The sequence below is a fragment of the Micromonospora sp. WMMA1947 genome, from assembly GCF_027497355.1.
Taxonomy (GTDB): Bacteria; Actinomycetota; Actinomycetes; order Mycobacteriales; family Micromonosporaceae; genus Micromonospora.
Genome location: NZ_CP114909.1, coordinates 5,251,821 through 5,277,984 on the forward strand (window position 1 = coordinate 5,251,821; position 26,164 = coordinate 5,277,984).

16 protein-coding genes are annotated in these 26,164 nt (G+C 72.5%); 8 read left to right on the top strand and 8 right to left on the bottom strand.

What is annotated here, in order from left to right:
* Nucleotides 1–51: 51 nt before the first annotated feature.
* Both O7604_RS24745 and O7604_RS24750 read right to left on the bottom strand, forming a co-directional pair.
* Nucleotides 52–684 carry a DUF305 domain-containing protein gene (locus O7604_RS24745; protein ID WP_281577962.1) on the bottom strand — a complete coding sequence of 211 codons (633 nt, stop codon included), beginning with the start codon at nt 682–684 and terminating at the stop codon, nt 52–54.
* Complete coding sequence (locus O7604_RS24750) at nt 669–1,418, bottom strand: lytic polysaccharide monooxygenase (protein ID WP_281577963.1); 750 nt, start codon at nt 1,416–1,418, stop codon at nt 669–671. The genes O7604_RS24745 and O7604_RS24750 overlap by 16 nt, the downstream gene beginning before the upstream one ends.
* Nucleotides 1,419–1,663: 245 nt before the next feature.
* Between O7604_RS24750 and O7604_RS24755 the strand changes: the two genes are divergently transcribed.
* Nucleotides 1,664–3,718 carry a cellulose binding domain-containing protein gene (locus O7604_RS24755; RefSeq protein ID WP_281577964.1) on the top strand — a complete coding sequence of 685 codons (2,055 nt, stop codon included), beginning with the start codon at nt 1,664–1,666 and terminating at the stop codon, nt 3,716–3,718.
* Nucleotides 3,719–3,725: 7 nt separating this feature from the next.
* Here the strand turns inward: O7604_RS24755 and O7604_RS24760 are convergent, their stop codons facing one another.
* Nucleotides 3,726–4,568: a phosphatase PAP2 family protein gene (locus O7604_RS24760; protein WP_281577965.1), complete on the bottom strand. Its 843-nt coding sequence runs from the start codon at nt 4,566–4,568 to the stop codon at nt 3,726–3,728.
* Between the two features lie 74 nt (nt 4,569–4,642).
* Nucleotides 4,643–6,283 carry an MDR family MFS transporter gene (locus tag O7604_RS24765; RefSeq protein WP_281577966.1) on the bottom strand — a complete coding sequence of 547 codons (1,641 nt, stop codon included), beginning with the start codon at nt 6,281–6,283 and terminating at the stop codon, nt 4,643–4,645.
* Nucleotides 6,284–6,404: 121 nt separating this feature from the next.
* On the opposite strand from O7604_RS24765, the gene O7604_RS24770 reads away from it, so the two are divergent.
* From O7604_RS24770 to O7604_RS24790, 5 genes are all read left to right on the top strand, one after another.
* Nucleotides 6,405–6,995: a TetR/AcrR family transcriptional regulator gene (locus tag O7604_RS24770; RefSeq protein WP_281577967.1), complete on the top strand. Its 591-nt coding sequence runs from the start codon at nt 6,405–6,407 to the stop codon at nt 6,993–6,995.
* A gap of 89 nt (nt 6,996–7,084) precedes the next feature.
* Complete coding sequence (locus O7604_RS24775) at nt 7,085–8,416, top strand: low temperature requirement protein A (RefSeq protein ID WP_281577968.1); 1,332 nt, start codon at nt 7,085–7,087, stop codon at nt 8,414–8,416.
* Between the two features lie 21 nt (nt 8,417–8,437).
* Nucleotides 8,438–9,502, top strand: coding sequence for an SRPBCC domain-containing protein (locus O7604_RS24780; RefSeq protein ID WP_281577969.1), 1,065 nt, complete (start codon nt 8,438–8,440; stop codon nt 9,500–9,502).
* A gap of 396 nt (nt 9,503–9,898) precedes the next feature.
* Complete coding sequence (locus O7604_RS24785; protein ID WP_281577970.1) at nt 9,899–11,326, top strand: non-reducing end alpha-L-arabinofuranosidase family hydrolase; 1,428 nt, start codon at nt 9,899–9,901, stop codon at nt 11,324–11,326.
* 26 nt (nt 11,327–11,352) lie between these two features.
* Nucleotides 11,353–13,083, top strand: coding sequence for a cellulose binding domain-containing protein (locus O7604_RS24790; RefSeq protein ID WP_281577971.1), 1,731 nt, complete (start codon nt 11,353–11,355; stop codon nt 13,081–13,083).
* Between the two features lie 59 nt (nt 13,084–13,142).
* Here the strand turns inward: O7604_RS24790 and O7604_RS24795 are convergent, their stop codons facing one another.
* Nucleotides 13,143–14,708 carry a pectate lyase gene (locus O7604_RS24795; RefSeq protein ID WP_281577972.1) on the bottom strand — a complete coding sequence of 522 codons (1,566 nt, stop codon included), beginning with the start codon at nt 14,706–14,708 and terminating at the stop codon, nt 13,143–13,145.
* A 331-nt stretch (nt 14,709–15,039) separates the two neighbouring features.
* On the opposite strand from O7604_RS24795, the gene O7604_RS24800 reads away from it, so the two are divergent.
* Nucleotides 15,040–16,254 (top strand): hypothetical protein, encoded by a 1,215-nt coding sequence (locus tag O7604_RS24800; RefSeq protein WP_281577973.1) that lies wholly within the window; start codon nt 15,040–15,042, stop codon nt 16,252–16,254.
* Here O7604_RS24800 and O7604_RS24805 read toward each other — a convergent pair.
* Nucleotides 16,192–17,199 (bottom strand): DMT family transporter, encoded by a 1,008-nt coding sequence (locus tag O7604_RS24805; protein WP_281577974.1) that lies wholly within the window; start codon nt 17,197–17,199, stop codon nt 16,192–16,194. The two genes, O7604_RS24800 and O7604_RS24805, sit on opposite strands and share 63 nt — an antisense overlap.
* Before the next feature lie 28 nt (nt 17,200–17,227).
* Between O7604_RS24805 and O7604_RS24810 the strand changes: the two genes are divergently transcribed.
* On the top strand, nt 17,228–18,619 hold the full coding sequence (locus tag O7604_RS24810; protein WP_281577975.1) for a PLP-dependent aminotransferase family protein: 1,392 nt from the start codon (nt 17,228–17,230) through the stop codon (nt 18,617–18,619).
* Between the two features lie 249 nt (nt 18,620–18,868).
* Here the strand turns inward: O7604_RS24810 and O7604_RS24815 are convergent, their stop codons facing one another.
* Nucleotides 18,869–23,155: a discoidin domain-containing protein gene (locus O7604_RS24815; RefSeq protein WP_281577976.1), complete on the bottom strand. Its 4,287-nt coding sequence runs from the start codon at nt 23,153–23,155 to the stop codon at nt 18,869–18,871.
* A gap of 96 nt (nt 23,156–23,251) precedes the next feature.
* The gene (locus tag O7604_RS24820; protein WP_281577977.1) at nt 23,252–26,122 is read right to left on the bottom strand and encodes a discoidin domain-containing protein; all 2,871 of its coding nucleotides are present in this window, start codon (nt 26,120–26,122) and stop codon (nt 23,252–23,254) included.
* Between the last annotated feature and the right edge of the window lie 42 nt (nt 26,123–26,164).

A 26,164-nucleotide genomic window follows, 5' to 3' on the forward strand; every position in this document is an offset into this window, starting at 1 on the left:
ACGAAGGTCATGCCTCGTCCGAGCGGCGCGAACGGGTGGCGGCCCTGCCGCTCAACCCAGGCCGGCCATCAGCTCGACCTCGGCCGTACGGGAGCGGTCGATGCGGCGGGCGAGGTCGCGTACCCGCTCGCTGGTCCCGGCGGCGACCTGGGCGCGGGCCAGGTCGGCCGCGGTGCGCTGGTGCCGGCCGAGCACGTCGAGCAGCACCCGGTCGGCGTCGGCGGGCGCGGCGGCGCGCAGCCGGGCCAGTCCGGCGGCGGCGTCGCTGTGCCCGGAGTGGTCGTGCCGGGCGGCCGCGGCGGCGGCCGACGGGCCCGCTTCGCGCAGCCAGCCGCGCATGGTCGCGAGTTCGTCGGTCTCGGTGGCCCGGACGGCGGCGATCAGGGTGCGGATCCGCGGGTCGGTGGCACGGTCGAGGCCGACGCCGACGATCTCCAGGGTCTGCTCGGTGTGCGCCACCATCATGGCCAGGAACAACGCGTCGATCCCGCTGGTGGTGCCGTCCGCGCCGGCCGGGGCCGACGCCGTGGCGGACGGGACCGGCGGGGACGGATCAGCGGCGGGCGGCCCGCCGCACCCGGGCAGGGCCAGCACCACGCCGAGCAGGGTGGCGGCGGACGCGCGGCGGAGCCGGGGACCGGCCGGCTCCGCCGCGCGGCTACGCGGGCTCAGATCTGCTGCCACAGCGCCGGTACGTTCGGCGGCTCCCAGCCGGCGATGGCGGTGTGCGCCTGGCGGCAGCGGTAGGTGCGGCCGTCGTAGGTCACCGTGTCACCGACCTGGTACGCCCGCCCGGCGGTCCACGTACCGCCCGGCGCCGGGGTGCTGGTCCGGGTGGGCGTGGGCGAGGGCGCGGGGGTGGTGGGCGCCGCCGTCGGGGTGGGTGACGGGGTCGGGTTGCCGCCTCCGCCGCCGATCTGGAGGTCGACGCAGGAGTAGAACGCGTTGGCGGTGTCGGAGATGTTCCAGATGGCGAGCAGCTTCTGCCGGCCGGAGAAGCCGCCGAGGTTGACCGTGTGCGAGACGGTCGCGCCGGGCTGGCGTCCCCCGCCGTCGACCACGGCGACCCGGGTGCCGCCGATCCAGTACTCCCAGTTGGCGGTGGCGTGCCGGGCGGTGTTGACCCAGGTGAACGTGACGCTGCTGCCGACCGAGGTGGCCGGCCAGTTGCGGCTGTCGTCGTTGAGGACCGCGAACTGGGCGATGCCGGCGTGGCAGTTGCGCAGGCCCTTGGGGCCCTCGACGCTCTGCGGCTCGTACTTGATCTGGCCGCAGTCGGGGACCCGGTTCTGCGCGCAGAGCGCCTGGCGGCTGGGCGGCGAGGAGACGTAGCCGTGGGCCTGCGCGGGCGCGGCGAGCGCCAGCGTCCCGGTGACGGCACCGGCGGTGAGCAGCGGGAGGGTGATTCTTCGGCGCATGGTGGCAACTCCTTCGGGGGGAACGGAAGGTGCCCCGAACATAAATTAAACATTGTTAACAGTAAAGACTCCTGTCTATAAATTAAGCCCTGCACTCCCCGGTGCCGGGCGTATGATCCTGATCGATGGCTCGCCGCGCGGAGCCGATCGTCGTTCGTGGGCATCCCGCCGCCGTCGCGCTCCGGGAGGACGACGCAGAACCGGGCATCTCCCCGTCGTCCCACTCCCCCGAAGGACATCCCCGGATGAGAAGACCCACCGCGTTCGCGGCCGGCCTGCTGCTGCTCGCCACCGCGCTCGGCACCGCCGGCGGACCGGCCGCCGCCGAACCCACCGACCCGGTCACCGTCACCGTGAACACCCGCGCCGGGCTGGCCACCGTCCCGGCCACCGCGCTCGGCGTCAACCACGCCATCTGGGACGCGCAGCTCGGCAGCGCCGAGACGTCCGACCTGCTCAAGGCCGCGGGCGTGAAGATGCTGCGCTACCCCGGCGGCTCGTACGCCGACATCTACCACTGGGAAACGCACACCGCGCCCGGCGGCTACGTCGCGCCGAACACCGACTTCGACACGTTCATGGCCGGCGCCCGCCGCGTCGGCGCCGAGCCGATGATCATCGCGAACTACGGCACCGGCACGCCCGCCGAGGCGGCGGCATGGGTCCGCTACGCCAACGTCACCAAGGGCTACGGCGCCAAGTGGTGGACGGTCGGCAACGAGAACTACGGCAACGGCCACTACGGCTCCGCCTGGGAGGCCGACGACCACCCGGACAAGAGCGCCTCCCAGTACGCCCGGCTGGTGGTCGAGTACGCCGACGCGATGAAGGCGGTGGACCCGAGCATCAAGGTCGGCGCGGTGCTCACCATGCCCGGCAACTGGCCGGACGGCATCACCGCCGGCTCCGACCCGGGCCCGTGGAACCAGACGGTCCTCTCCATCGCCGGTCCGAAGATCGACTTCGTGGACGTGCACTGGTACCCGGGCGGCAACGCCGCCGACTCGCTGGCCCGGACCAACCACCTGCCCGACGCGGCCTGGCTGCTGCGCCAGCAGATCGCCCGGTACGCCGGCCCCGGCGCGGACCGGATCGGGATCAGCTTCACCGAGCTGAACGTGGACGCGGGCCGTACCACCGCGCCGGGCGCGCTGTTCCTCGCCGACGCCTACAGCGGGCTGCTGGAGCAGGGTGTGTTCACCGTGCAGTGGTGGAACGTGCACAACGGCATCGGCACCGTCTCCGAGGTGGCCGGGCAGACCGACTACGGCGACTTCGGGCTGCTGTCCAGCGGCAACTGCACCAGCGACGGCGAGGTGTGCCAGCCGGCGTTCAACACCCCGTTCGCGCCGTACCACGCGCTGTCCATGATGAACCTGTTCGTCCGGCCCGGGGACCAACTGGTCCGGGCCGGGACGGACGAGCCGCTGGTCGCCGCGCACGCGGTACGCCGGCCGGACGGCAGCGTCGCGGTCCTGCTGCTCAACAAGGACCCGGACAACGCCCACCCGGTGGCGCTCGACTACGCCGGGTTCACCCCGGCCGACGAGGCGCCGACGGTGCACACGCTCACCAACGGCGCGACCGGGATCAGCACCGGCCGCTCGGGCGACGCGAGCACCCGCACGCTGCCGCCGTACTCGCTGACCACGCTCGTGCTGCGACCGGCCGGCAGCTCGGCCGGGAGGCCCGGCGCCCCGGGCCGGCCGACGGCGGGCGCGGTGACCGACCGCGCGGCGACCATCTCCTGGCCGGCGGCCACGCCGGGCGCGTCCCCGATCGCCAAGTACGAGGTGCACCGGCAGTACGGCGCGGTGAGCGAGCAGCTCGGTGAGACCGCCGGCACGTCGCTGACGGTGGGCAACCTCGAACCGGGCGCCCGCTACACGGTCAACGTGCTGGCCCGGGACACCGCCGGGCGGGTCTCCTGGTCGTCGCCGCCGCTGACGTTCGCCACCGGCAGCCCCGCCGAGAGCTCCTGCGCGGTACGGTTCGACGACGACAACGACTGGGGCAACGGGTACGTGGCGAACGTCGAGGTCGTCAACACGGGCGCGAAGGCCGTGGACGGCTGGACGCTCACCTGGACCTGGCCGACCGCCTGGCAGCAGGTGAGCAGCGGGTGGAGCGCCACCTGGGACCAGCAGGGCCGCACCGTCCGGGTGACGCCCACCGCCGACAACCGGCGGCTCGCCGCCGACGGCGGCAGCACGACAGTCGGCTTCGTCGGCGCGTACAGCGGGCCGAACGTGCCGCCGGGGGCGTTCCGCCTCAACGGCACGGTCTGCACGGTGCGCTGAGGAGCCCTCAGCCGCGGCCGGGTGGCCGCAGCCGCACGTCGGCCGTCGCCGGGACCTTCGGGTTCCGGCGGCGGCCCGACCGCCGGGGCGCCGGCACCACGTGCGGGCGCACCGGTCCGGACGGGAGCGTGGGCGGTTCCGGCGCGGGCGGCGGCAGGACGGCCAGGATCGCCACGAGCAGCGCCACCGCGACGGCGCCGTCGAGCCAGTAGTGGTTGCCGGTGACCACCACCACGAGCGCGGTCGCCAGGGGGTGGAGCAGCCAGAGCCAGCGGAGGCGTCCGGTGGTGACCGCCATCAGCGCCAACGCGATCGCCAGCGCCCAGCCCACGTGCAGCGACGGCATGGCCGCGTACTGGTTGCTGAGCTGGTCGGTGTCGGGGGGACCGTAGACGCTCGGGCCGTAGCGGGTGCCGGTGTCGACCAGTCCGGTGAGCGCGGTCAGCCGCGGCGGCGCGAGCGGAACGCAGACGTGCAGCACCAGCGCCACCGCCGTGAGCGACGCCAGGGCGCGCCGCAGGCGCAGGTAGTGGGCCGGGCGGCGCAGCCAGAGCCAGACCAGGCAGAGCACGGTGGCCGGGAAGTGCATGTAGGCGTAGTAGGAGTTGGCGACGCGTACCAGCAGCTCGTGCGACAGCAGCGGCCCCTGCACGAGCATCTCGTCGGGCAGGCGCAGCAGCCGCTCCAGCCGCCAGACCCACTCACCGTTGGCCAGGGCCACGCCGGCGTGGTCGGCCACCACCTGACGGCCCGCCTTGTAGGCCAGGAAGAGCACGGCGACCAGCGCCAGCTCCCGCGCGGCCCGCTGCCATGCGGCGAGGCGGGCGGGCGCGGTCCGCGTGACGTCCACGGCTCCTCCTTCGGTTCGTCCCCGCATGGGCCAGGGCCGCCGCCGGGGTCGGCGACGGCCCTGGGGGTACGGGCTCAGCGGCGGGCGTGTTCCTCCCGGCCGGCCGAGTCCACGCTCACCTCGTCGAAGGCGGGCGCGCCGTCGACGGCGTCCGCTCCCACCGCCACCGATCGGCCGGTGTCCGGCAGATCGAGGCTGGAACGCAGGGTGACCGGGCGCAGCAGCAGCGCCGCCACGATACCCACCACCGCGATGGCGGCCGAGATCAGGAAGATGTGCCCCGTTGCGTCCCCGTACGCGGCCCGCACGATCTGCCGGACCGGCTCGGGCAGCGCGTCGAGGTTGAGCGTGCTGCCGCCGCCCCCGCCGGAGGCGGGGATGCCGGCCGCGGCGAGGTCGTGTGTGATCCGGTCGCTGACCCGGCGGGCGAGCACCGCGCCGAGCACCGACACACCGATGGTGCCGCCGAGCGAACGGAAGAACGCGACGCTGGCGCTGGCCGCGCCGATGTCCTTGAGCGCGACCGTGTTCTGCACGGCGAGCACCAGGTTCTGCATGGTCATGCCGACGCCGACGCCGACGATGAACATCGCGAGGCCGACGAAGACCAGCGAGGTCTCGTGGTCGATGGTGCCGAGCATGGCGAACCCGACGACCAGCACGACCGCGCCGAACACGATGTACGGCTTGACCTTCCCGGTGGCGGTGATCATCCGGCCGGCCACGATCGAGGAGATCAGCACGCCGGCCATCATCGGGATGGTGAGCAGGCCGGCCTCGGTCGGGCTGTAGCCGCGGCCGATCTGGAAGTACTGGCCGAGGAAGACCGCGCCGCCGAACATCGCCATGCCGACCGCGAGGCTGCCCAGGATCGCCAGGGCGGTGGTGCGCTCGCGGACGATGTGCAGCGGCACCACCGGCTCGGCGGCCCGTGCCTCCACCGCGACGGCGAGCGCGAGCAGCAGCACCGAGCCGCCGACCATGGCGCCGGTCTGCCAGGAGGCCCAGGCGAACGAGTCGTCGACGAACGAGATCCAGATCAGCAGCACGCTGACGCCGGCGGCGATGAGTGCGGCGCCCAGGTAGTCGATCTTGACGTTGGCCCGGCGCGCGGTGGGCAGGTTCAGGGTGATCTGGAGCAGGAACAGCGCGACGGCCGCGACCGGTACGCCGACGAAGAAGCACCAGCGCCAGCCGAGCCAGGAGGTGTCCACGATCAGGCCGCCCAGCAGCGGGCCGCCGACGGTGGCCAGCGCCATGACGCCGCCCAGGTAGCCGTTGTAGCGGCCCCGCTCACGCGGCGGGATCATGGCCGCGATGGCGACCTGGACCAGCGCCTGGAGGCCACCGACGCCGATGCCCTGGAAGGCGCGGGCGGCGATGAGCTGCCCGGCGCTCTGCGCGAAGCCGGCCGCGACCGAGCCGACCAGGAATACCACGATGGCGATCTGGATCAGCAGCTTCTTGTTGAACAGGTCGGCGAGCTTGCCCCAGATCGGGGTGGTCGCCGTGGCGGTGAGCAGGGTGGCGGTGACCACCCAGGTGTACTGCGTCTGCGAGCCGTTGAGCGCTCCGATGATCTTCGGCAGGGCGGTCGAGACCACGGTGCTGCTCAGCATGGCCACGAAGAGCACCAGCAGCAGACCGCTGAGCGCCTCCAGCGTCTTCCGCTTGCTCATGGGGGCGGCCTCAGCCGTCGCGGTGGGTGCGCTCATGCGCGCGTCCTCCAGGTGTGTCGATACGGGGTGGCCGCTTCGTTGCCTCAAGCAATCAACACTAAACCTTGCCCTGTAGGCAAGTTTGCCCATTGAGAAATGGGTCACCTACGCTGGACGCATGGAGGAGTGCACCGGGCTGCGCGAGCGGAAGAAGGCGGCCACCCGCCTGGCGCTGCACGAGGCGGCGCTGTCCCTCGCCGTCGCGCACGGCCCCGACCGGATCACCGTCGAGGCGATCGCCGACGCCGCGAACGTCTCCCGGCGGACGTTCTCCAACTACTTCGGCGGCAAGGAGGAGGCCCTCTTCCACGGCGACACGCTGCGGCTGCGCCGGCTCCTCACGCTGGTCGCGGACCAGCCGGCCGAACTGTCGCCGTGGGCGGCGCTGACCCGGGCCGCCCTGGCCCAGGCCGAGGACGGCTTCGACGACCCGGCCGAGCCCTGGCTCAACCGGCGCCGCGAGCTGCACGGCCACCCCAGCCTGGCCGCCCACCAGGTCGCCGCGTACGCGGCCCTCGAGCGGGAGATGGCCGCCGAACTGACCCGCCGGCTGACCGGATCCGACGCGCCGCTGCGGGCCCGGATCGTCGCCGCGACGTTCCTCGCCTCGCTGCGGATCGCCGCGCACGAGTGGCTGGAACACCCGGGGCGGCCGTTGCGCGACGTGCTGCGCGACGTGCTCGCCCTGGCCGCCCCGACCGCGGGCTGAGCGCTCCCCGGCCGCCCGCTCCCGGTCGGGGCGGTGGAATGGCCGGCGAAAGCGGCACCCCGCCTGACCTGGGCTGACACACTCGCCCGGTGGGTGGCGACCGGTGGCGCAAGGGGCTCGGGCCGGCGACCGGCGTCGCCCCCGCCACCCGGGTCGACCGGTTCGAGATCTTCTTCGACCTCGTCTTCGTGGTGTCCTTCTTCATCATCACGCGCGCCACCGCCGCGAACGTGACCCCGAGGGAGCTGCTGCACGCGCTGCTGGTGCTCGCCGTGCTGTGGTGGTGCTGGGTGGTTCACAGCGCCGTCGCCGCCCGGCTGCGCCTCGGCGAGGGCTTCGTGCCGATCCTCATGGTGGTCGGCATGATCGCGCTGTTCACCTTCGCGCTCGCGCTGCCGCAGACGTTCGGCGACCTGGACAAGGGCAGCGCCGGACCGATCCTGGTCACGATCAGCTACGTGGTGATCCGGTTCGTGCACACCGCCCTGTACTGGTACGCCACGCGTGACGACCCGCCGGCCCGGCGCAAGCTGCGGCTGTTCCTGCCCGAGGCGCTGGTCACCGCCACCCTGCTGCTGGTGGCGGCGCTGCTGCCCCCGCGCGTACCCCCGGAGGTCGGTCCGTGGCTGCGCGACGGGCTGTGGATCGCCGTGGTGGCCATCCAGTACAGCAGCGGTCTGCTGGCCGGCACCGACGGCTGGAAGATCACCTCGGCCGAGCACTGGACCGAACGGTACGACCTGATCCTGATCATCGCGCTCGGCGAGTCGGTCATCTCCGTCGGCGTCGGCGGCAACCTGCTCGGCCAGCCCGTGACCTGGCCGGCGATCCCGGCGGCGATCTTCGGCATCCTGTTCACCGCGGCGCTCTGGTGGGCGCACTTCGACATGATCGGCCCGGCCGCCCGGATCGCGCTGCACGCCGCGCAGGGGCACGCCCGGGTGACCCTGGCCCGCGACGCGTACGCCTACCTCTACCTGCCCATGATCGCCGGGGTGATCCTGTTCGCGATCGGCGCCGAGGAACTGGTCCGGATCGTCACCGACCCGGCGGGCGGTGCGATGGAGCGCGGCCACGGTCCGGCCGTGCCGCTGCTGTTCGGTGGCGTGCTCCTCTACCTCGCCGCCAACACGGCGTTCCAGTGGCGCGCGCTGCGGACACTGTCCTGGACCCGCCTCGGCACCCTCGTCCTGCTCGCCGCGGCACTGCCGGTCGGCCGGCACCTCCCGGCGCTCGGCGCGCTGGGCCTGCTCACCGCGATCTGCGTGGCCCTCGTCGCGGCCGAGCTGGTGATCTTCGCCGACGGCCGGGCCGCGCTGCGCCGGCTGATGCACGAGGAGAAGGCCAGCGCCGAGGAGAGCGAAGCCGCCTGGCGCGCCCGCTGGCGCGACGACGGCGACAGCGCCCCACACCGGCCTTGACACAGGCCCTAGAGTCTCCGCGTGATCGAGATCGTCACCGAGGTCGACCTGTTCCACCCGCCCGCCCGGGTCTGGCGGGCGCTCACGGAACGCGCGCTGCTGGCCAAGTGGTTCGCCGACAGCGCGCCCGGGTCCGAGCGGTGGATCCTGGCCACCGCCGCGCTGCCCGGCTACGACGGCGACACCGAGGTGGAGACCGTCGAGCTGCGCGCACCGGACCGGCTGGTGGTCCGCTGCCGGGAGGCCGGCCGGGCCACCCGACTCGCCTGCGACCTCACCCCCACCGCGCACGGCACCCGGCTGTCCGTCCGCGAGGTCCTCGAGGAGGGCGACTGGGACGCCGACGCCCGTGCCGAGCAGCACGAGCAGGCGGTGACCGGACGGCTGCCGGCCATTCTCGACTGGCTGGCGTTCCAGAACGTCGACCTGCGCCGCGCCGAGGGCGGGCTGACCGCCGAACTACCTGTGGTCCGGCTGCTCGGCGACGAGCCCCGCCGGCCCGGGCGGCGCCGGGCGCTGCTGGCGGCGGGCGCGGTCACGCTGGTCGCCGCGGCGGCCGGGGCGACGGTGTGGGCCACCGGCGACGACCCGCCCGCGCCGGCCGCGCCGGCGCCCACGACATCGCTGGTCATGCCGTCCAGCGCCACGCCCTCCGCGCGCCCCACGACCGCGCGGCCCACGCCCAGCGCCAGCCGCCGCAGCGCGTCACCCTCGCCGACGCCGTCGCCCACCCCCAGCCGTACGCCGAGCGCGACGCCCTCGACTGTGGTCGCGGCACCGCTGACCGCGACGTACGAGACGGTGAACGACCGGGTCTTCGGCTACCGGGGCGAGGTGGTGCTGCGCAATCCCGGCCCGGCGCCGCGTCCGGGCTGGACGGTCACCGTGACGCTGCACGACGGCGCCACTGTGGGCAGTGTGAGTGGCGCCGAGGCCACCCAGAACGGCACCGTGGTCACGTTCACCGGTGGGGCGTTGCCGGGCGGCCAGTCCGCCACCATCCGGTTCGACGTCCGCGACCCGGACCCCCAGCACGACGCCCCCGCCGCCTGCGCCGCCGAGAACACCCCCTGCACCCCCGCCTGACCCACCTCCCCCCTCCCCCACCCCGCCGCGCCCGCCCGGCTCGGTCCGCCCGGCCCCGCCCTGCCCTGCCCGGCCCTGCCCGGCCCTGCCCGGCCCGGCCCGGCTCGGCTCGGCTCGGCCCGGCCGATCATGAAGTTGGACCGCGGATTTGTCCGCATTGGCTGCGGCCAACTTCATGATCGGCGCGCACGGGCGCGCGGCGGGGAGTGCGGGCGCGGGGTGGGTGCGGGGTGGGTGCGGGATGGGCGCCGGGGTGGGCTCTGATTCGGTGGGTGCGGAAATGGGTTGTTGAGTGCGTGGGAGCGCTCCCGTAACATCCCTGACGCGGCTGTTAACGCTCACAACACAATCGCCACCGCCAATGCCAGAGCCGCCGCCCCCGCAGGAGGTCAGTTCATGCCCAGATCCAGATCAGTCAATGCCATATTGGCGTCCGCAGGTGCCGCGCTGCTCGCGTCGGCGACCGTCGCCGTGGCGCTGCCCGCCGGCGCGGCCGCCGCCGGCTGCTCGGTGAACTACGCGATCCCGTCGCAGTGGCAGGGCGGCTTCGGCGCCAACGTCACCATCACGAACCTCGGCGACCCGGTGTCGAGCTGGACGCTGACGTGGTCCTTCGGCGCCGGGCAGACGGTGACCCAGTCGTGGAACACGAGCCTGACCCAGAGCGGGTCCGCGGTGACCGCGCGCAACGTCGACTACAACGGGTCGATCCCGACGAACGGCAGCACGTCGTTCGGATTCAACGGCTCCTGGACCGGCAGCAACCCGGTGCCGACCAGCTTCGCGCTCAACGGGGTGACCTGCACCGGCGGCACCACCACGCCGACCGGCGGCCCGACCGGCGCTCCGACCACCGCGCCACCCACCACGGCGCCGCCGACCACCGCGCCGCCCACGACGCCCCCGCCGGGTAACACGTGCAGCCTGCCGTCGTCGTACCGGTGGTCCTCGACCGGTGTGCTGGCGCAGCCGCGCTCGGGTTGGGTGTCGTTGAAGGACTTCACGGTGGTGCCCTACAACGGTCAGCACCTGGTCTACGCCACCACGCACGACACCGGCACGAGGTGGGGGTCGATGAACTTCGGGCTGTTCTCCAACTGGTCGCAGATGGCCTCGGCGTCGCAGAACGCGATGTCGTCCGGCACCGTCGCGCCCACCCTGTTCTACTTCGCGCCCCGCAACATCTGGGTTCTGGCCTACCAGTGGGGGCCGACCGCCTTCTCCTACCGCACGTCGAACGACCCGACGAACCCGAACGGATGGTCGTCGGCGCAGCCGCTGTTCACCGGCAGCATCTCCGGCTCCGGAACCGGCCCGATCGACCAGACGCTGATCGCCGACGACCAGAACATGTACCTGTTCTTCGCCGGTGACAACGGCAAGATCTACCGCTCCAGCATGCCGATCGGGAACTTCCCCGGCAGCTTCGGATCGAACTACACCACGATCATGTCGGACTCCACGAACAACCTGTTCGAGGCCGTGCAGGTCTACAAGCTGCAGGGCCAGACCCGCTACCTGATGATCGTCGAGGCCATCGGCTCCCAGGGCCGCTACTTCCGGTCCTTCACCGCCACCAGCCTGGGCGGATCGTGGACGCCGCAGGCCGCCACCGAGTCCAACCCGTTCGCCGGCAAGGCCAACAGCGGCGCCACCTGGACCAACGACATCAGCCACGGCGAACTGATCCGCACCACCGCCGACCAGACCTTCACCGTCGACCCCTGCAACCTCCAACTGCTCTACCAGGGCCGCTCCCCCAACTCCGGCGGCGACTACGGCCTCCTGCCCTACCGACCCGGACTGCTCACCCTCCAGCGCTGAGCCGACCGATCGAGGAGAGAGGTCCGATGAGAAGGCACAGAACGACCCGTACCGCGGTGTTGTCGGCCGGGGCCGTCCTGCTGGCGTCGACCGCGATGGCCGCGGCGCTGCCGGCCGGGGCGGCGGCCGCCGGCTGCGCGGTCACCTACGCCGTGTCGTCGCAGTGGCAGGGCGGCTTCGGCGCGAACGTCACAGTCACCAACCTCGGTGACCCGGTCAACGGCTGGACGCTCACCTGGTCCTACGCCGCCGGCCAGACCGTCACCCAGGCGTGGAACGCCACGGTGACCCAGAGCGGAGCGGCTGTCACCGCCCGCAACGTCGACTACAACGGGTCCATCCCCACCAACGGCACCACGTCGTTCGGCTTCAACGGGGCCTGGACCAGCAGCAACCCCGCACCGACGAGCTTCGCGCTCAACGGGGTGACCTGCACCGGCGGCACGACGCCGACGTCGCCGTCCACCTCGCCGTCCACGTCGCCGACGATTTCGCCGACCACCTCACCGAGCACCCCGCCGCCCACCGGGGCGGCGGACATCACCGTCGACACCGCCAGCCGCTACCAGACCATCGACGGGTTCGGCGCCGCGGTGTCGATCTGGGGCGGCGCCTGGTCGACGGCCGAGACGCAGACGCTCGTCGGGCTCGGCCCCAACCAGCTCGGCCTGTCCATCGTGCGTACCGGCATCTCGCCGGTGTCCGGCGAGTGGGGCACCCAGGTCAGCGCGCTGCGCACGGCGAAGTCGTACGGGTCGAACGTGAAGATCATGGCGTCGCCGTGGACCGCCCCGGCGGCCTGGAAGACGAACAACAGCCGGATCAACGGTGGCAAGCTGCGCACCGACTACTACGACGACTACGCCAACCACCTCAACAGCTACGTCCAGTACATGCGCAACCAGGGCGTGACGATCGACGTCACGTCCGTGCAGAACGAGCCGGACTGGCACCCGGACTACGACTCGATGGACTGGAGCGGCACCGAACTCCAGACCTTCGTCCGGGAACAGGGCGCCAAGGTGCAGAACACCAAGCTGATGGTCGCCGAGGCGGTGAACCTGAACTACGGCTACACCGACCCGACGCTCAACGACGCGGCCGCCCGCAACAACATCGGCTACATCGGCGGGCACCTCTACGGCACCGAGGCGTCCGGCCGGCTGAAGCCGTACACGCTGGCGCAGCAGTACAACAAGCCGGTGTGGATGACCGAGTGGAACCTGCACGAGGCCGACGGCGGCGGCTCCAACATCTGGGGCAACCCGGCCAACGCCGCGGCCTGGAACGAGACGCTCGACGACATCATGCGCACCGTGCACAAGTCGATGGAGTCGAACTGGAGCGCGTACGTCTGGTGGTACGGCAAGCGCTACTACTCGTTCATCGGTGACGGCGAGTCCGCGTACGGCACGGTGGCGGGCGCGCCGCTCAAGCGCGGGTACGCGTTCTCGCAGTACGCGAAGTACGTGCGGCCCGGCTACCAGCGGGTCGCCCTCACCAAGAGCTCGAAGGCGTCGCCGCTGGAGGTGACGGCCTATTCCGGCGACGGGAAGGTCACGCTGGTGATCCTCAACCGGTCGACCAGCGCGGTGAACAACGCGATCATCCAGGCGCCGCAGAACGTCAGCCGGGCGGAGTACGTGGCCACGTCGCAGAACGCCAGCGCGGCGAGCCAGCCGGTGGGCGTGAACGGCAACCAGGTGACGGTGAGCGTCGGCGCACGGAGCATCTCCACCGTCGTGCTCACCCTCTGACCGGGGACACGAACAGGGGCGGGGGCGGCCGGATCGGCCGCCCCCGCTCGTCGTGCCTGCTAGCTGGCGTACGTCTCGAACTCGCCGACCCTCGGCGTACCGCTGGAGCTGTTGATCTTGAAGTTGATCTTCTTCAGCGAGGTCGCGCCGAAGGTGATCTGGCCGGCCCCGCTGCCGGAGGCCAGCACCGCGCCGGTGTCGTTGTTGACGAGCTGCCACGACCCGATCGAACCCGAGGTGCCGGACGGCTCGCGGATGACCACGCGGGACACGGTGGTGGCCGAGCCCCACTTGATCGAGACGGTGCCGGTCGACCCGGACGGCGACCAGTACGTGCTCAGGTTGCCGTCGCGCACGTTGCCGTAGCTGGTGCCGTCGGCCTTGCTGGACCCGTCGGCCCCGGCGCCGGAGAGCAGGCTCAGGTTCGTCCCGCCGGACGGCGGCGGGGTGGTCGTCCCGGGTGGCGGCGTGGTGGGGGCGGGCGTGGTCGGCCCCGGCGTGGTCGGGGCCGGGGACTGCGGCGAGCAGTTCCCGTCGGACACGCGCAGGCCGGTGTTGGGCCCCGCCGTCTGCCGCACGATGTCCGGCACGCAGCTCGCCGCGTCGAGCCGGTACGAGTACGGGACGCTGACCGTGGTCGTCGACGTCACGTTCGGGCCCGCCGGGTAGTTGTCGCTTCCGGGCGAGGACCAGGTCACGTTGTCGAAGATGTTGCCGCTGACCTGCCAGGTGCCGCGCTCGCTGGTGTAGAACGTGCCGAGCACGTCCTTGGAGTTGCGGAAGTAGTTGTTGTCCACCTTGGCCCGCGCGCCGGCGCGGGAGTTGATGCCCGACTCGTGCAGCCCGGTGTAGTGGTTGTTGAACATGTGGGCGATGCCGCCGCGCAGCAGCGGCGTACGGGAGTCGATGTTCTCGTACAGGTTGTGCTCGAACGTGATGTAGCCGTTGCCGCGGTCGCTCTCACTGGACCCGATGAGGCCGCCGCGACCAGAGTTGCGCAGGATGCTGTACGACAGCGTCACGTACTGGGTGTCGTCCTTCATGTCGAACAGGCCGTCGTAGCCCTCCGACTCCCCGCCGGACGCCTCCAGCGTCACGTGGTCGACCCACACGTTGCGGACGCTGCTCTCCATGCCGATCGCGTCACCGCCGTTGGAGGTGGGCGAGCCGGACTTCTTGACGTTCCGCACCGTCACGTTCCGGATGATGATGTTGCGGGAGTCGCGGATGTGGATGCCGAGCTGGTCGAAGACGGCGCCGCTGCCCACGCCGATGATGGTGACGTTGCTGATCTGCTTCAGCTCGATCACGCCGTCCGCGGTGTTGCAGCTCGATCCGGAGACCTTGCTGGTGTTGCCGTGGTTGATGGTCCCGGTCACCTCGATGATGATCGGGGTGCTGCTGCTGGCCCGGCCGCACAGCGCGGCGTGGATGGCGGTGCCGGTGGTGGCGCGTACGGTCTGCCCGCCCGCACCGCCGGTGGTGCCGCCGTTCTGGGTGGCGTAGCCGGTGGCGCTGCCGGCCGCCGCCGACGCCTGCGGGGACGGCATCACCACGGCGACGGCGATTCCCACGACCGCCGTGGCCAGTGCCGCGTGGAGTCGCAGCGCGACTGGTCTTCTCATGTCGCCTCATTCCTTTTTCGAGCATGCGGGAATTGCCGCCGAGCAGCGGCATTCACCGAATGGGAATAATGAGGAGCCGCGACGCGATCAGGCGCGCCGCCGGCGAATGTCGTTCATCTGCGAGGCCCGGCCCGCACATGAAACATCGATGTAACGCAATCGTATGAAAGCGCTTTCCAGGAAGGCAAGGGCTGGCGTTTGCAGGTTTTTTGCACTGCTCCGGCCACCGGGACCGGGAGGGCGCCGCCTTGACGGGACGCGAGATCGATGATTGCCTGCACCCCACCCTGACATCGAAGCTCGTCTACCTCATGCCCCCACGAGGAGCGTCATGCCCCGTTCCCGCAGGACCCGCCCGCTCGCGGCGGTCGCCGGCGTCGTCGCCGCCGTGCTGGCCGTCTCGCCGGCACCCGCCGCACCACTGACGGCCCCGGCGGCCACCGGCAACACGTGGAGCGCCGACCTCACTGCCGTCGACTCCGACGACGTCAACGTCCGCTGGACCGGCACGGAACTCCGCCTCGCCGACCCGGCCCACCGACCCGCGGCCCGGCACGGCATCGCGGCCGAGGGCACGCTCGTCGTCACGCCGCACTCGCTCGCCGTACCGGCCAACCGGGTCCGCGCCGACATCGTCGCGAGCCCCGGCCTCGACGGCGCCGTCGAGGTGGCGGCGCGTGGCTGGCGGTCGGGCGGGTGGACCGAGTGGCGCTCCGCCGCCGGCGGCGCCGTCTTCGACCAGCCGGTCACCCGGGTGCAGATCCGCGTCGCGCTCACCGCCGGCCGGCCGGCCGCCGCGCCCGCCCTGCGCCGGGTGCGGCTCACCGCCGACTCGGTCGCCGCCGTCACGGCCGCCACCCCGGGCCTCACCTACCGGGTGTACGCCACCCGCGAGGGCCTGGTCGGCGGCACCACCGCCAACGGGCACGTGATCGTCTCCCGGGACCACTTCGTCGCGCTGCCCTCGTTCCGGGGCCTCGCGCCGAAGAACACCGGCGACTACACCGTGCGGGTCTGCACCACCACCCGCAGCCGCTGCGAGTACGCGCCGGTCTGGGACGTCGGACCGTGGAACACCAAGGACGACTACTGGAACCCCAGCAGCACCCGGGAGATGTGGAAGGACCTGCCGCAGGGCCGGCCCGAGGCGCAGGCGGCGTACCAGAGCGGCTACAACGGGGGCCGGGACCAGTTCGGGCGCGTGGTGGGCAGCCCGGCCGGCATCGACCTCGCCGACGGCACGTTCTGGGACGGCCTGCTGCTGACCGACAACGCCTGGGTCGACGTCGCCTACCTCTGGACCGGCACCGGCACCCGGGGCCGGATCGGCAGCGGGCCGCTCAACATCCGCTCCGGCCCGAGCACGAGCAACGCCGTCGTCGGCCTGGCCGCCACGTACGCCAACGTGCCGATCGAGTGCTCCGTCACCGGCCAGTCGGTGAGCGGACCGTACCGGACCACCAGCCAGTGGAACCGCCTCGCGTCAGGACACTTCGTCAGCCACGCGTACGTCTCCACGGTGACCGGCACCATCGCGCCCTGCTGAGGCCGGCTCGCCCGGGGCGGGCCGGCCTGCCGAGAACGGCCCGCCCGGGGCGCGCGCCGGCGTCGCGCCGCTGCGGGTGCGCTGGATGAGCACCACGCAGGCGAGCACCGCACCCGCCACCACCATCGCACCGGTCGTGACCGCCTCGCCGAGCAGCACCGCCGACCAGACCAGCGTGAGCACCGGCTGCACGAGCTGGATCTGGCCCACCTTGGCGATGCCGCCCCGGGCCAGCCCGGCGTACCAGGCGAAGAAGCCGAGGAACATCGACACCACGGTGAGGTAGCCGAACCCGGTCCAGGCGGCGGTGCCGCCCTGCGGCGGGTGGACGAGAGCGGCCACCACCGTGACCGGCACGGTGACCGGGAGCGACAGCAGCAGCGCCCAGCAGATCGTCCGGGCGCCGCCGAGTTCGCGGGCCAGCCGGCCGCCCTCGGCGTACCCGAGGCCGCAGAGCACCACGGCGGCGAGCAGGAACAGGTCGGCGAACGACAGCGTCCCGCGCATCGAGCCGCTCGCGGCGAGGAACGCGAGCACCAGCGCCAGCCCGGCGGCACCGGCGATCCAGAACAGCGGCGGCGGCCGTTCGCCGGCGCGCAGCACCGCGAACACGGCGGTCATCGCGGGCAGCACGGTGACGACCACGGCGCCGTGCGCCGATGTCTGCGTGGTGAGCGCCAGCGAGGTGAACAGCGGGAAGCCGACCACGACGCCGAGCGCGACGATCGACAGCCGTCGCCACTGGTCCCGGGTGGGGCGCGGCGCACCGGTCAGCCGCAGGTAGGCCCACGCGAGCAGCGCCGCGCCGACCGCCCGTCCGAACGCGACGAACCAGGGGTCGAGTGCGTGCACCGCGACGCGGGTGGCCGGCAACGACATGCTGAAGGCGAGCACACCCAGCGCGCCCAGTGCGATCCCGGCACCCGGCTTCGCCGTTACCGCCATCGGTGCAGTAGCGCTACTCTGTGCTCTCATGAATGATGGTAGCGCTATCGACCGCGTCGTTCGGCACCTGGGTGCCCTGGCGACCGATGCCGCCCCCGGCACCCGGCTGCCGTCGGTGCGGGAGCTGACCGCGCACCATCACGTCTCCCCCGTCACCGTCGCCGAGGCGACCCGGCGGCTCGTCGCGGACGGGCTGGTCGAGACACGGCCGGGGCGCGGCGCGTACGTGGCCGCCCGGCGCACCGGAGCGCCACCGGCGGACCTGTCGTGGCAGACGGTCGCGCTGGGCTCGCGGCGGGGCGGCGAGGAGGAGATGCAGGCGCTACTGGCGCTACCGCCGTCCGGCGCGATTCCGCTGACCGGCGGCTACCTGGACCCGGATCTCCAGCCGTCTGCCGCGCTCGGTGCGGCGCTCGCCCGCGCGGCCCGGCAACCGGCCGCGTGGCAGCGCGGCCCGGTCGAGGGACGCGCCGACCTGCGCGCCTGGTTCGCCCGCGAGGCGGGTGGCGGCCTGCGCGCCGAGGACATGGTGATCTGCCCCGGCGGGCAGGCCGCGCTCTCCTCCACGCTGCGGGCACTCACGATGCCCGGGGACACGGTGCTGGTCGAGTCCCCCACCTACCTGGGCGCGCTCGCCGCCGCGCGCGCCGCCGGGTTGCGGGTGGTGCCGGTACCCGCCGACACCGACGGGGTACGCCCCGACCAGCTCGCCGCCGCGTTCGCCCGTACCGGCGCCCGCCTGTTCTACTGCCAGCCGCTGTACGCCAACCCGCACGGCGCGACGCTCTCCGCCGCCCGGCGCGCCGACGTCGCCGAGGCGGTCCGCGACGCGGACGCGTTCCTGGTCGAGGACGACTACGCCCGCGACCTCACCATCGACGGCGAGGCCCCGCCACCGCTGGCCGCCGACGACCCGGACGGGCACGTCGTCTACCTGCGCTCGCTCACCAAGTCCACAGCACCCGGCCTGCGGATCGCCGCGCTCGGCGCGCGCGGACCGGCCGGGGCGCGGCTGCGCGCCGCCCGGCTGCTCGACGACCTCTTCGTCGCCGGGCCGCTGCAACAAGCGGCGCTGGAGTTCCTCACCGCGCCGGCCTGGGACCGGCACCGCCGTACGCTGCGTCGGGAGCTGCGGGCCCGCCGGGAGGCACTGCTCGCGGCGCTGGACCGGCACCTGCCGTCGCTGGCGCCGCGCGACGTGCCACGCGGCGGCCTGCACCTGTGGGTACGGCTGCCCGACGGCACCGACGATGTCGCGGTGACAACGACGGCCGCCGCGGCCGGCGTCACCGTCTTCCCCGGGCGCCCCTGGTACGCGGCCGAACCTCCCGCCCCGCACCTGCGCCTGACGTACGCCGCCGCCCCACCCGACCAGATGGACGAGGCGATCCGCCGCCTGTCCACCGCCCTCCCCCACTGACCGGCGGGCTCACACCTCCGTCGATCTTGGACTTGTGGTGCCACGTCTTGTCGGCTTCGCCCCGCTATCAGAGGCGCCACAACTCCAAGATCGCCGTTCGGCCCGGGGCCCCGCACCCATCCCGCTCCATCCCCGCGATCTTGCAGTTGGGTGCCCCTCATACCGGGAGTAATCCGGCATCGCGGGGGCCGGAAGTGCAAGATCGCGGGGGCGGGAGGGGTGGGGCGGGGCGGGGTGGGCGGGGTCGGGTCAGTTGCGGGTGATGGTGAAGGTTGTTGTGGTGTTCTTGATGTCCTGGGCGTTGTCGGCCAGGCGGAGGTTGGTGAAGGTCGCCGCGCCGACCGCGGGGCCCTGACCTGGCTCGGGCATCTCGTTGACCCAGATGCCGAAGCCGGACTTCGCGTCGAACGCGTCACCGCTGCGCCGCGCGCCGGAGATCGACACGTTCGTCAGCACCGTGTCGGTGATCGGGTTCTCCGGCTGGCTGCCGTTGTACTTGGTCTGGAACATGATCCCCGAGTACGTCGGGTCGACGATGTCCACGTCGGTCACCCGGATGCCACGGAACTCCTTCGACGCGGAGAACAACCACATCGCCGGGAACGTCTGCGCACCCCAGAAGTGGCCGCCGGACCGGATCAGGGAGATGTTCTCGAACCGGGTGGGCGGGCTGGCGCCGAACCCGACGAACGGGTAGCCGAAGTCCAGCGAGCTGATCGTGATGCCCGAGTACGTGAGCTGGTCGGCGATGTAGAGGTTGCGGAACACGTTGTCGTAGCCGCCGTACACGGCCAGCCCGGCCGCCCGCCAGGTCAGCGTGGCGGTCAGGTTCTCGAACACGTTGCCGTGGTTGCCGCCGGAGCCGCCCTGGTCGGTGGCGGAGAACAACGCGAACGCGTCGTCACCGTTGGAGCGGCCCTCCGAGTTGGTGACCAGGTTGTCGGTGCTGCCGTTCGTCATGTTCACCGCGTCGGCGAAGGTGTTGCGGAACCGGCTGTCCCGGATGGTCAGCCCGTCCACGCTCACCCCCCAGTACGCGCACACGGTGTGCTCCACCCAGACGCTGTCGAGCGTCAGGTCGTCCACGTCCTTCAGTTCGCCCCACACCTTGCCGGGCCCGTCGATCCGGTTGGTGTAGTTGCCGAAGAACGCCAGGTGGGCGAAGGTCGAGCCGCTCGCCGAGGACTCGACCCGGAAGCCGGCGTCGGTGTTCTGCTGGTTGCGCGGCGTCTGGAAGCGGGTGAACCACATGCCGGCGCCGACGACCTTCACCGCCTTGCCGTACACCTGGAACTTCTGCGCCGTCTCGTACGTGCCGGCGGGCAGGTAGACGCCGACCAGGGTGCCGGTGGTGTCCATCCGGACCGCGTCGAGCGCGTTCTGCACGTCGGCGTGGCTGAACCCGGTGGGCACCTTGTAGCGGGCCGGGTCGGGGTTGGCGCGCGGCGACACCAGTTCGGTGTCGACGAAGTCGATCGCGTACGTGGTGGTGTTCGCCGGGTCCTTCTGGAGCCGGATCCGGCTGCCCGCCGGGACCGTGCTGTCGAGCAGGACGTTCGCCTCGTCGTACAGGTGCCGGGGCGCCCCGGCGCTCGGCGAGTCGCTCGGCCCGGCTTCGGCGCCGTAGAGCCAGATGTGCTTGGAGGTGAGGCTCATCGGCTTGTGCAGCACACCGTTGACGTAGACGTTGATCGTCGAGTCGATCCCGCCTCCGCCCGGCGCGTCCGGGATGGAGAAGCGGGCGACCAGCGCGTTCGCCGCCGAGCGGGTGGTCCACTCGACGTACGCGCCGGTGGTGTTGAGCGTGACCGCGCGGCGGCCGGACGCCTCCCCGGCGAGGTCGCCGATGGTGCGGTTCGGGCCGATCACCTGCGCGCCGCCGCCGGTCGTGCCGTCCTCGGCCTCGTAGGCGTCGTACGGCAGGTTCGCGCCTCGGCCGACGAACAGCGACCGGTCGCTGGTGTTGTTCTGCCGCTTGACCGGCAGCTCGTTGGCGTCGTCGGCGAGCACCACCCGCACGGTGTACCGGCCGTTGACGGCGGTCCAGGTACCCAGCGACACCGGACCGGCGGTGGCCCCGGCCGCGATCGTGCCGCTGTACGAGCCGGTGAGCGTGCGGACCACCGCGCCGGACTGGTCGCGCACCGTCAGCGTGACGCCGTGCGCGCCGCTCGCCGACGCGATCGTGCCCTGGTTGCGCAGCGTCACCGCGAAGGAGACGGCCGCGCCGGCGCTCGGCGTGCCGGGTGACCAGGTGACGGCGGAGGCGACCAGGTCGGAGCTGGCGACCGGGCTGACAGTCAGCGGGGTCGGGCTGGTGTAGGAGTTGTTCGCCTCGTTCTGCTCGATCACCGCGTTCGACTCGTCGACCTTCGCGGTGAGCGGGTAGCTGCCGGCGTCGCGTACGCCGATGTTGGCCGAGACCGTGCTCGACGCGCCTGCGGCGAGTGCGCCGACGGCGGCGGTGCCGACCTTCGTCGTACCCAGGTAGAGGGTGACGGCGGTGGCGGCGGAGGCCGCGGTGCCGGCGTTGCGCACGGTGGCGGACAGCGTGATCGCGTCGGTCTCCACCGGCGCGGACGGCGCGGCGGTGACGGCGGTGACGGTGAGGTCCGGGTTCGGCGCCGGCACGCCGATGACCTGGATTTCGGCGACCTGGCCGTTGGAGGAGCCGGAGTTCGCGGTGAACTGGAGCCGCACGTCCGCGGCGGTCGCGGAGACCGGGACGGTCACCGTGTTCGCGCTGGCCGGGTTGAAGGAGTACGTGGCGGAGCCGACCAGGCTGGTGAACCCGGACGCGGACTGCTCCCGCCCGAGCACCTGGAACGTCTGGGTACGCGCGCCCCACGCCGGGTCCGGGTTGAGCTTCACCACGACCGCGCTGATGGCGGCGTTGGCGCCGAGCGCGACGGTGAGCGTGCTCGGGTACGCGCCGGGCGCGCCCTCCCAGTACGTGGTGACGTCGTTGTCGACGGCGTTGGCGGCGGCGAACACGTGCACCATCGACGAGGCGGTGGCGGGCTTGCCGACCGCCAGGTTGGTGCCGCCGGTGCTGCTGCCGGTGCGGGTGACGGTGTTGCTGTTCGCGGACACGTTCCCGGCGGCGTCGCGGGCCCGCACGTGGTACGAGACGGTGGCGCTGTCCGGCTGGCTGTCGGTGTACGTGAGCGTGGAGCCGCTGGCTGTGGTGCGCAGCGTGCCGTTGGCGTACACCTCGTAGCCGGTGACGCCCACGTTGTCCGTGGACGCGGTCCAGGTCAGCCGGATCTGTCCGCTCGCCGGCTGGGTGTGGGCCAGGTTGCCGGGCGCGGTGGGCGCGACGGTGTCCCCGGTGTTGCCGGTACGGGTCACCGTGTTGCTGTTCGCCGACACGTTCCCGGCCGCGTCCCGCGCCCGCACGTAGTAGGAGACGGTGGTCCCGGCCGGCTGGGTGTCGGTGTACGTCAGCGTGGTGCCGCCGACGCTCGTGCGCAGCACACCGTTGGCGTACACGTCGTAGCCGGTGACGCCCACGTTGTCGGTGGACGCGGTCCAGGTCAGCCGCACCTGGTCGGTGGCGGGCTCGGTGACCGCGAGGTTGCCGGGCGCGCTCGGCGCCTGGGTGTCACCGGTGGCCGGGCCGTAGACCTCCAGCTCGGCGAGCTGACCGGCGGGCCAGGCGCTGTTCGCGGTGAACAGCAGCCGCACGTACCGGGTGGACGCGGTGGGCACGGTGACCGTCACCGTGTTGCCGCCGCCCGGGTCGAACGCGTACGACGCGGAGCCGACGAGCGTGCCGAACGTGGAGCCGTTCGTGCTGCCCTGCACGGTGATCGTCTGGGTGCGCGCGCCCCAGCCGGACGGCAGCCGCAGCACCAGCCGGTTGATGCTGGTGGCAGCGCCCAGGTCGGCCTGGATCCACTGCGGGAACGCGTTGTTCGGGCTCTCCCAGTAGGTGGCCGCGTTGCCGTCGTTGGCGTTGCCGGCGCCGTACACGTCGGCGTGGCCGCTCTCGGTCATGGTCCGGCCGAGCGCCAGGTTGGTCGAGGAGGTGGCCGCGCCGTACACCTCCAGCTCGGCGAGCTGCGCGGCGGTCCAGCCGGTGTTCGCGGTGATCACGACCCGCAGGTAGCGGGCGTTCGTGGCGGTGAAGCCGAGCGTCACGGTGTTGGCGGCGGCCGGGCTGAACGTGCGGCCGGCGGAGGCGACGACTGTGGTGAAGCCGCTGCCGTCGGCGCCGGCCTGCACCGACAGCGTCTGGCTGCGGGCCTCCCAGGCGGCCGGGAGCTTCAGCACCACCTGGTCGACGGCGCGGCTGGTGCCGAGGTCGACCTGGGCCCACTGTGGGAGCGCGCCGCTGCTCTCCCAGTAGCTGCCCTGGTTGCCGTCGGTCAGGTTGGCCGCGACGTAGGGGCCGTTGACGCTGCTGGCGGTGGCGGTGCGCCCGGCGGCGAGGTTCGGGCCGCCGGCGGCGAGGGCCGGTGGGGCGGGGGCCGCGGTGACGACCAGGCCGACCGCGGCGAGCGCCGCGACGATTCCGGTACGGAGTCTGGACATGGTGGACGGACACCTTCTTCCCGGGGGAGGTGGAGAGGCGTTCGGGGGTGGGGGTGCGGTGGCGCGGCGGGACCGGGGCGGCCCCGCCGCGCCGGGTCAGGAGGCGTACACCTCGAACTCGGACAGCTGGCCGGCCGGCCAGCCGGTGTTGCCGGTAAAGGTCAGCCGCACGTAGCGGCGGTCACCGGCGGGCAGCGCTATCGACACGCTGTTGCCGCCCGCCGGGTCGAACGTGTAGCCCGCCGCCGCCTTGAGCGTCGAGAACGACGGGCCGTCGGTGGAGCCGAGCACCGCCACGGTTTGGGTACGGGTCTGCCAGGCGGCCGACGGGGGCAGCTTCAGCACCACCCGGGCGACCGGCCGGGCGCTGCTCAGGTCGACTGTCACCGACTGGGGGAAGGCGTTGTTGGCGCTCTCCCAGTAGGTGGCGGCGTTGCCGTCGACGGTGTTCGCGGCGCCGTACACGTCGGCGTGGCTGGTCTCGGTGACCGGCCGGCCCGCCGCGAGGTTGCCGGCCGGTGGCGCGGTGGTGGGCGGCGCTGTCGTGGCGGGCGGCGGCGTGGTGATGCCGCCGCCGTACACCTCCAGTTCGGCGAGCTGGGCCGCCGGCCAGCCGGTGTTGCCGGTGACGGTGACCCGGACGAACCGCCGGTCGCCGGACGGCAGCGGGATCGACACGCTGTTGCCGGCGGCCGGGTCGAAGACACGCCCCGCCGACGCGGCCAGCGTGGTGTACGAGGAGCCGTCGGTGGAGCCGAGCACCGACAGCGTCTGGGTACGCCGTTCCCAGCCGGGCGGGAGCTTCAGCACCACCCGGTCGACGGTGCGCGACGCGCCGAGGTCGACGGTGAGCGACTGCGGGAACGCGTTGTTGGCGCTCTCCCAGTAGCTGGTGGCGGTGCCGTCGACGGCGTTGGCGGCGGCGTACGTCTGGGTGGTGCTGGTGGCTGTCGCCGGCCGGCCCAGGGCCAGGTTCCCGCCGGCCGGCGGCGGCGTGGTCGGCGGCGCGGTGGTCGGCGCTGCTGTCGTCGGCGCTGCCGTGGTCGGCGCCGGGCTGGTCGGCGGCGGGCTGGACGGGCCGTTGCCCCACTGCGGCTGCGGCCACGGCCCGCAGTACGGGGTGGGTGTGTACCAGCCGGAGTTGCCGGCGCCCTGGGTGATCTGGAAGCCGCTGCCGACGCAGTTGTGGATCGGGTTGGACTGCGCGATGCCGGTGGCGCGCACGTTCGTGAACCGGACCTGGCTGGGCGCCTGCACCTGGAGCGCGTACGTGCCCGCGCCGTCGATGCGGACGTTGTCGAACGAGATGCCGCTGGTCTGGCCTTCGATCCAGTGCAGCGCCGCGTACGAGCTGTCCAGGATGTCGGTGTCGGTGACGGCGATCGCGGCGCCCTGGATCGGTTCGTTGAGCGCGGAGAACCAGATCGCACCGACGCCGAACTGCCAGTTGTAGTCGGAGTTGCCGTTGCGGATCAGCGTGTTGCGGGCCACCGTGATCGTCCCGGCCACTGCTGTCGGCCCGGTGACGCCCGGGTAGCGGTTCGCCACGTGGATGCCGCCGCCGTTGGTGACCGAGTCGGCGGTGACGTTGTCCGCGATGGTGATGTCCCGCCCGCCGTACGTGACCAGGTGGTTGGCCAGGATCGTCACGCCGATGGTGTTGCGGGTGAAGGAGTTGCCGACGTTCGGCACGTTCTGCGCCCACATGGCCAGCGCGTCGTCGCCGGTGTTGCGGACGAACGTGTTCGTCACAGTGGAGTTGGTGACGCCCCAGTGGAAGTTCACCCCGTCGGCGGTCTGGTCGAGGATGCGGCTGTTGCGGATGGTGAAGTTGTCCATCGGGCCGTCCATCCAGGCGCCGACCTTGGTGTGCTGCAACCACAGGTTGTCCACCACGGAGTTGCTCATCGCCCCGCCGATGGCGTTGACCTGGTCCTCGTCGACGCGTTCCCGGATGTCGCCGATGATGGCGAAGTCCCGCAGCGTGACGTTGCGGCTGGGCCCACCGGCCTCGTGCGGGCGGATCTCGCCCGAGTAGCCGCCGCCCGGCACGTACTTGCCGTAGATGCCGGCGGCGCGTTTGCGATCGGTCGGGTGCCGCCCGCCCAGCACCGAGTACCAGGGGCCGGCGCCGCGCAGCGTCACGCCGTCGACCACCACGTGGTCCCAGAGCGTGAACGTGCCGGCCGGGATCCACACCGCCCGGCCCTGCGCCCTGCCGGCGTCCACGGCGGCCTGGAACTTCGCCGTCGAGTCGGTGCCGCCGGTCGGGTCGGCGCCGAAGTCGGTCACCACGTCCAGCACGCCGGACGGCTTGGTGATCGGTGCGCCGACCAGCTCGAAGTCGGCCAGGTCGATGGTGAACGTGGGTGACTGGGCGGTCGAGGAGACCTGGAGGCGGATCTTCGTGCCGGCCGGGTACGTGGTGCCGAACATGGTGCGGGTCTCGTCGTAGAAGTGGTGCGGGTTGGTGTCGCCCGGGTTGTTGTTGAACGGGTAGCCGCCGTAGTACCAGCCGTACCGGGAGGTGACCGGCACCGCCTTGACCAGGGTGCCGTTGGCGCGCAGGTCGATGGTGGCGTCGCGGCCGGTGCCGGCGGCGTTGTCCGGCAGGCTGTACCGGAACGTGACAGCGTTGGCCGGGGCGGTGAGCGTGAACTCGACGTACTCGCCGACCGCGTCGAGCGTGACCGCCTCCCGGCCGGACGCCTCCGACGGCAGCGTGCCGTAGCGCCGGTCGGGGCCGATCTTCGTGCCGGTGTGGGCGGCCTGCTCGGCCTCCTGCTCCCGGAACGGCACTGTGGCGCCGCGTCCGGTGATGTCGAACGGGGACAGCCCGGCGGCGGACGCCGGGGTGGCGGTCGTGGTGAGCGCCACGACGACGAGTGTCGAGGCGGCGAGCGTGACGGCGGCGAGGGCGGCCACGCCGGTGCTGCGGTGGCGGTGCGCGGTGCGGTGCTCGGCCATGCGGGGTGTGCTCCCTTTCGTCGGTGGCCAGATCCCCCCGTG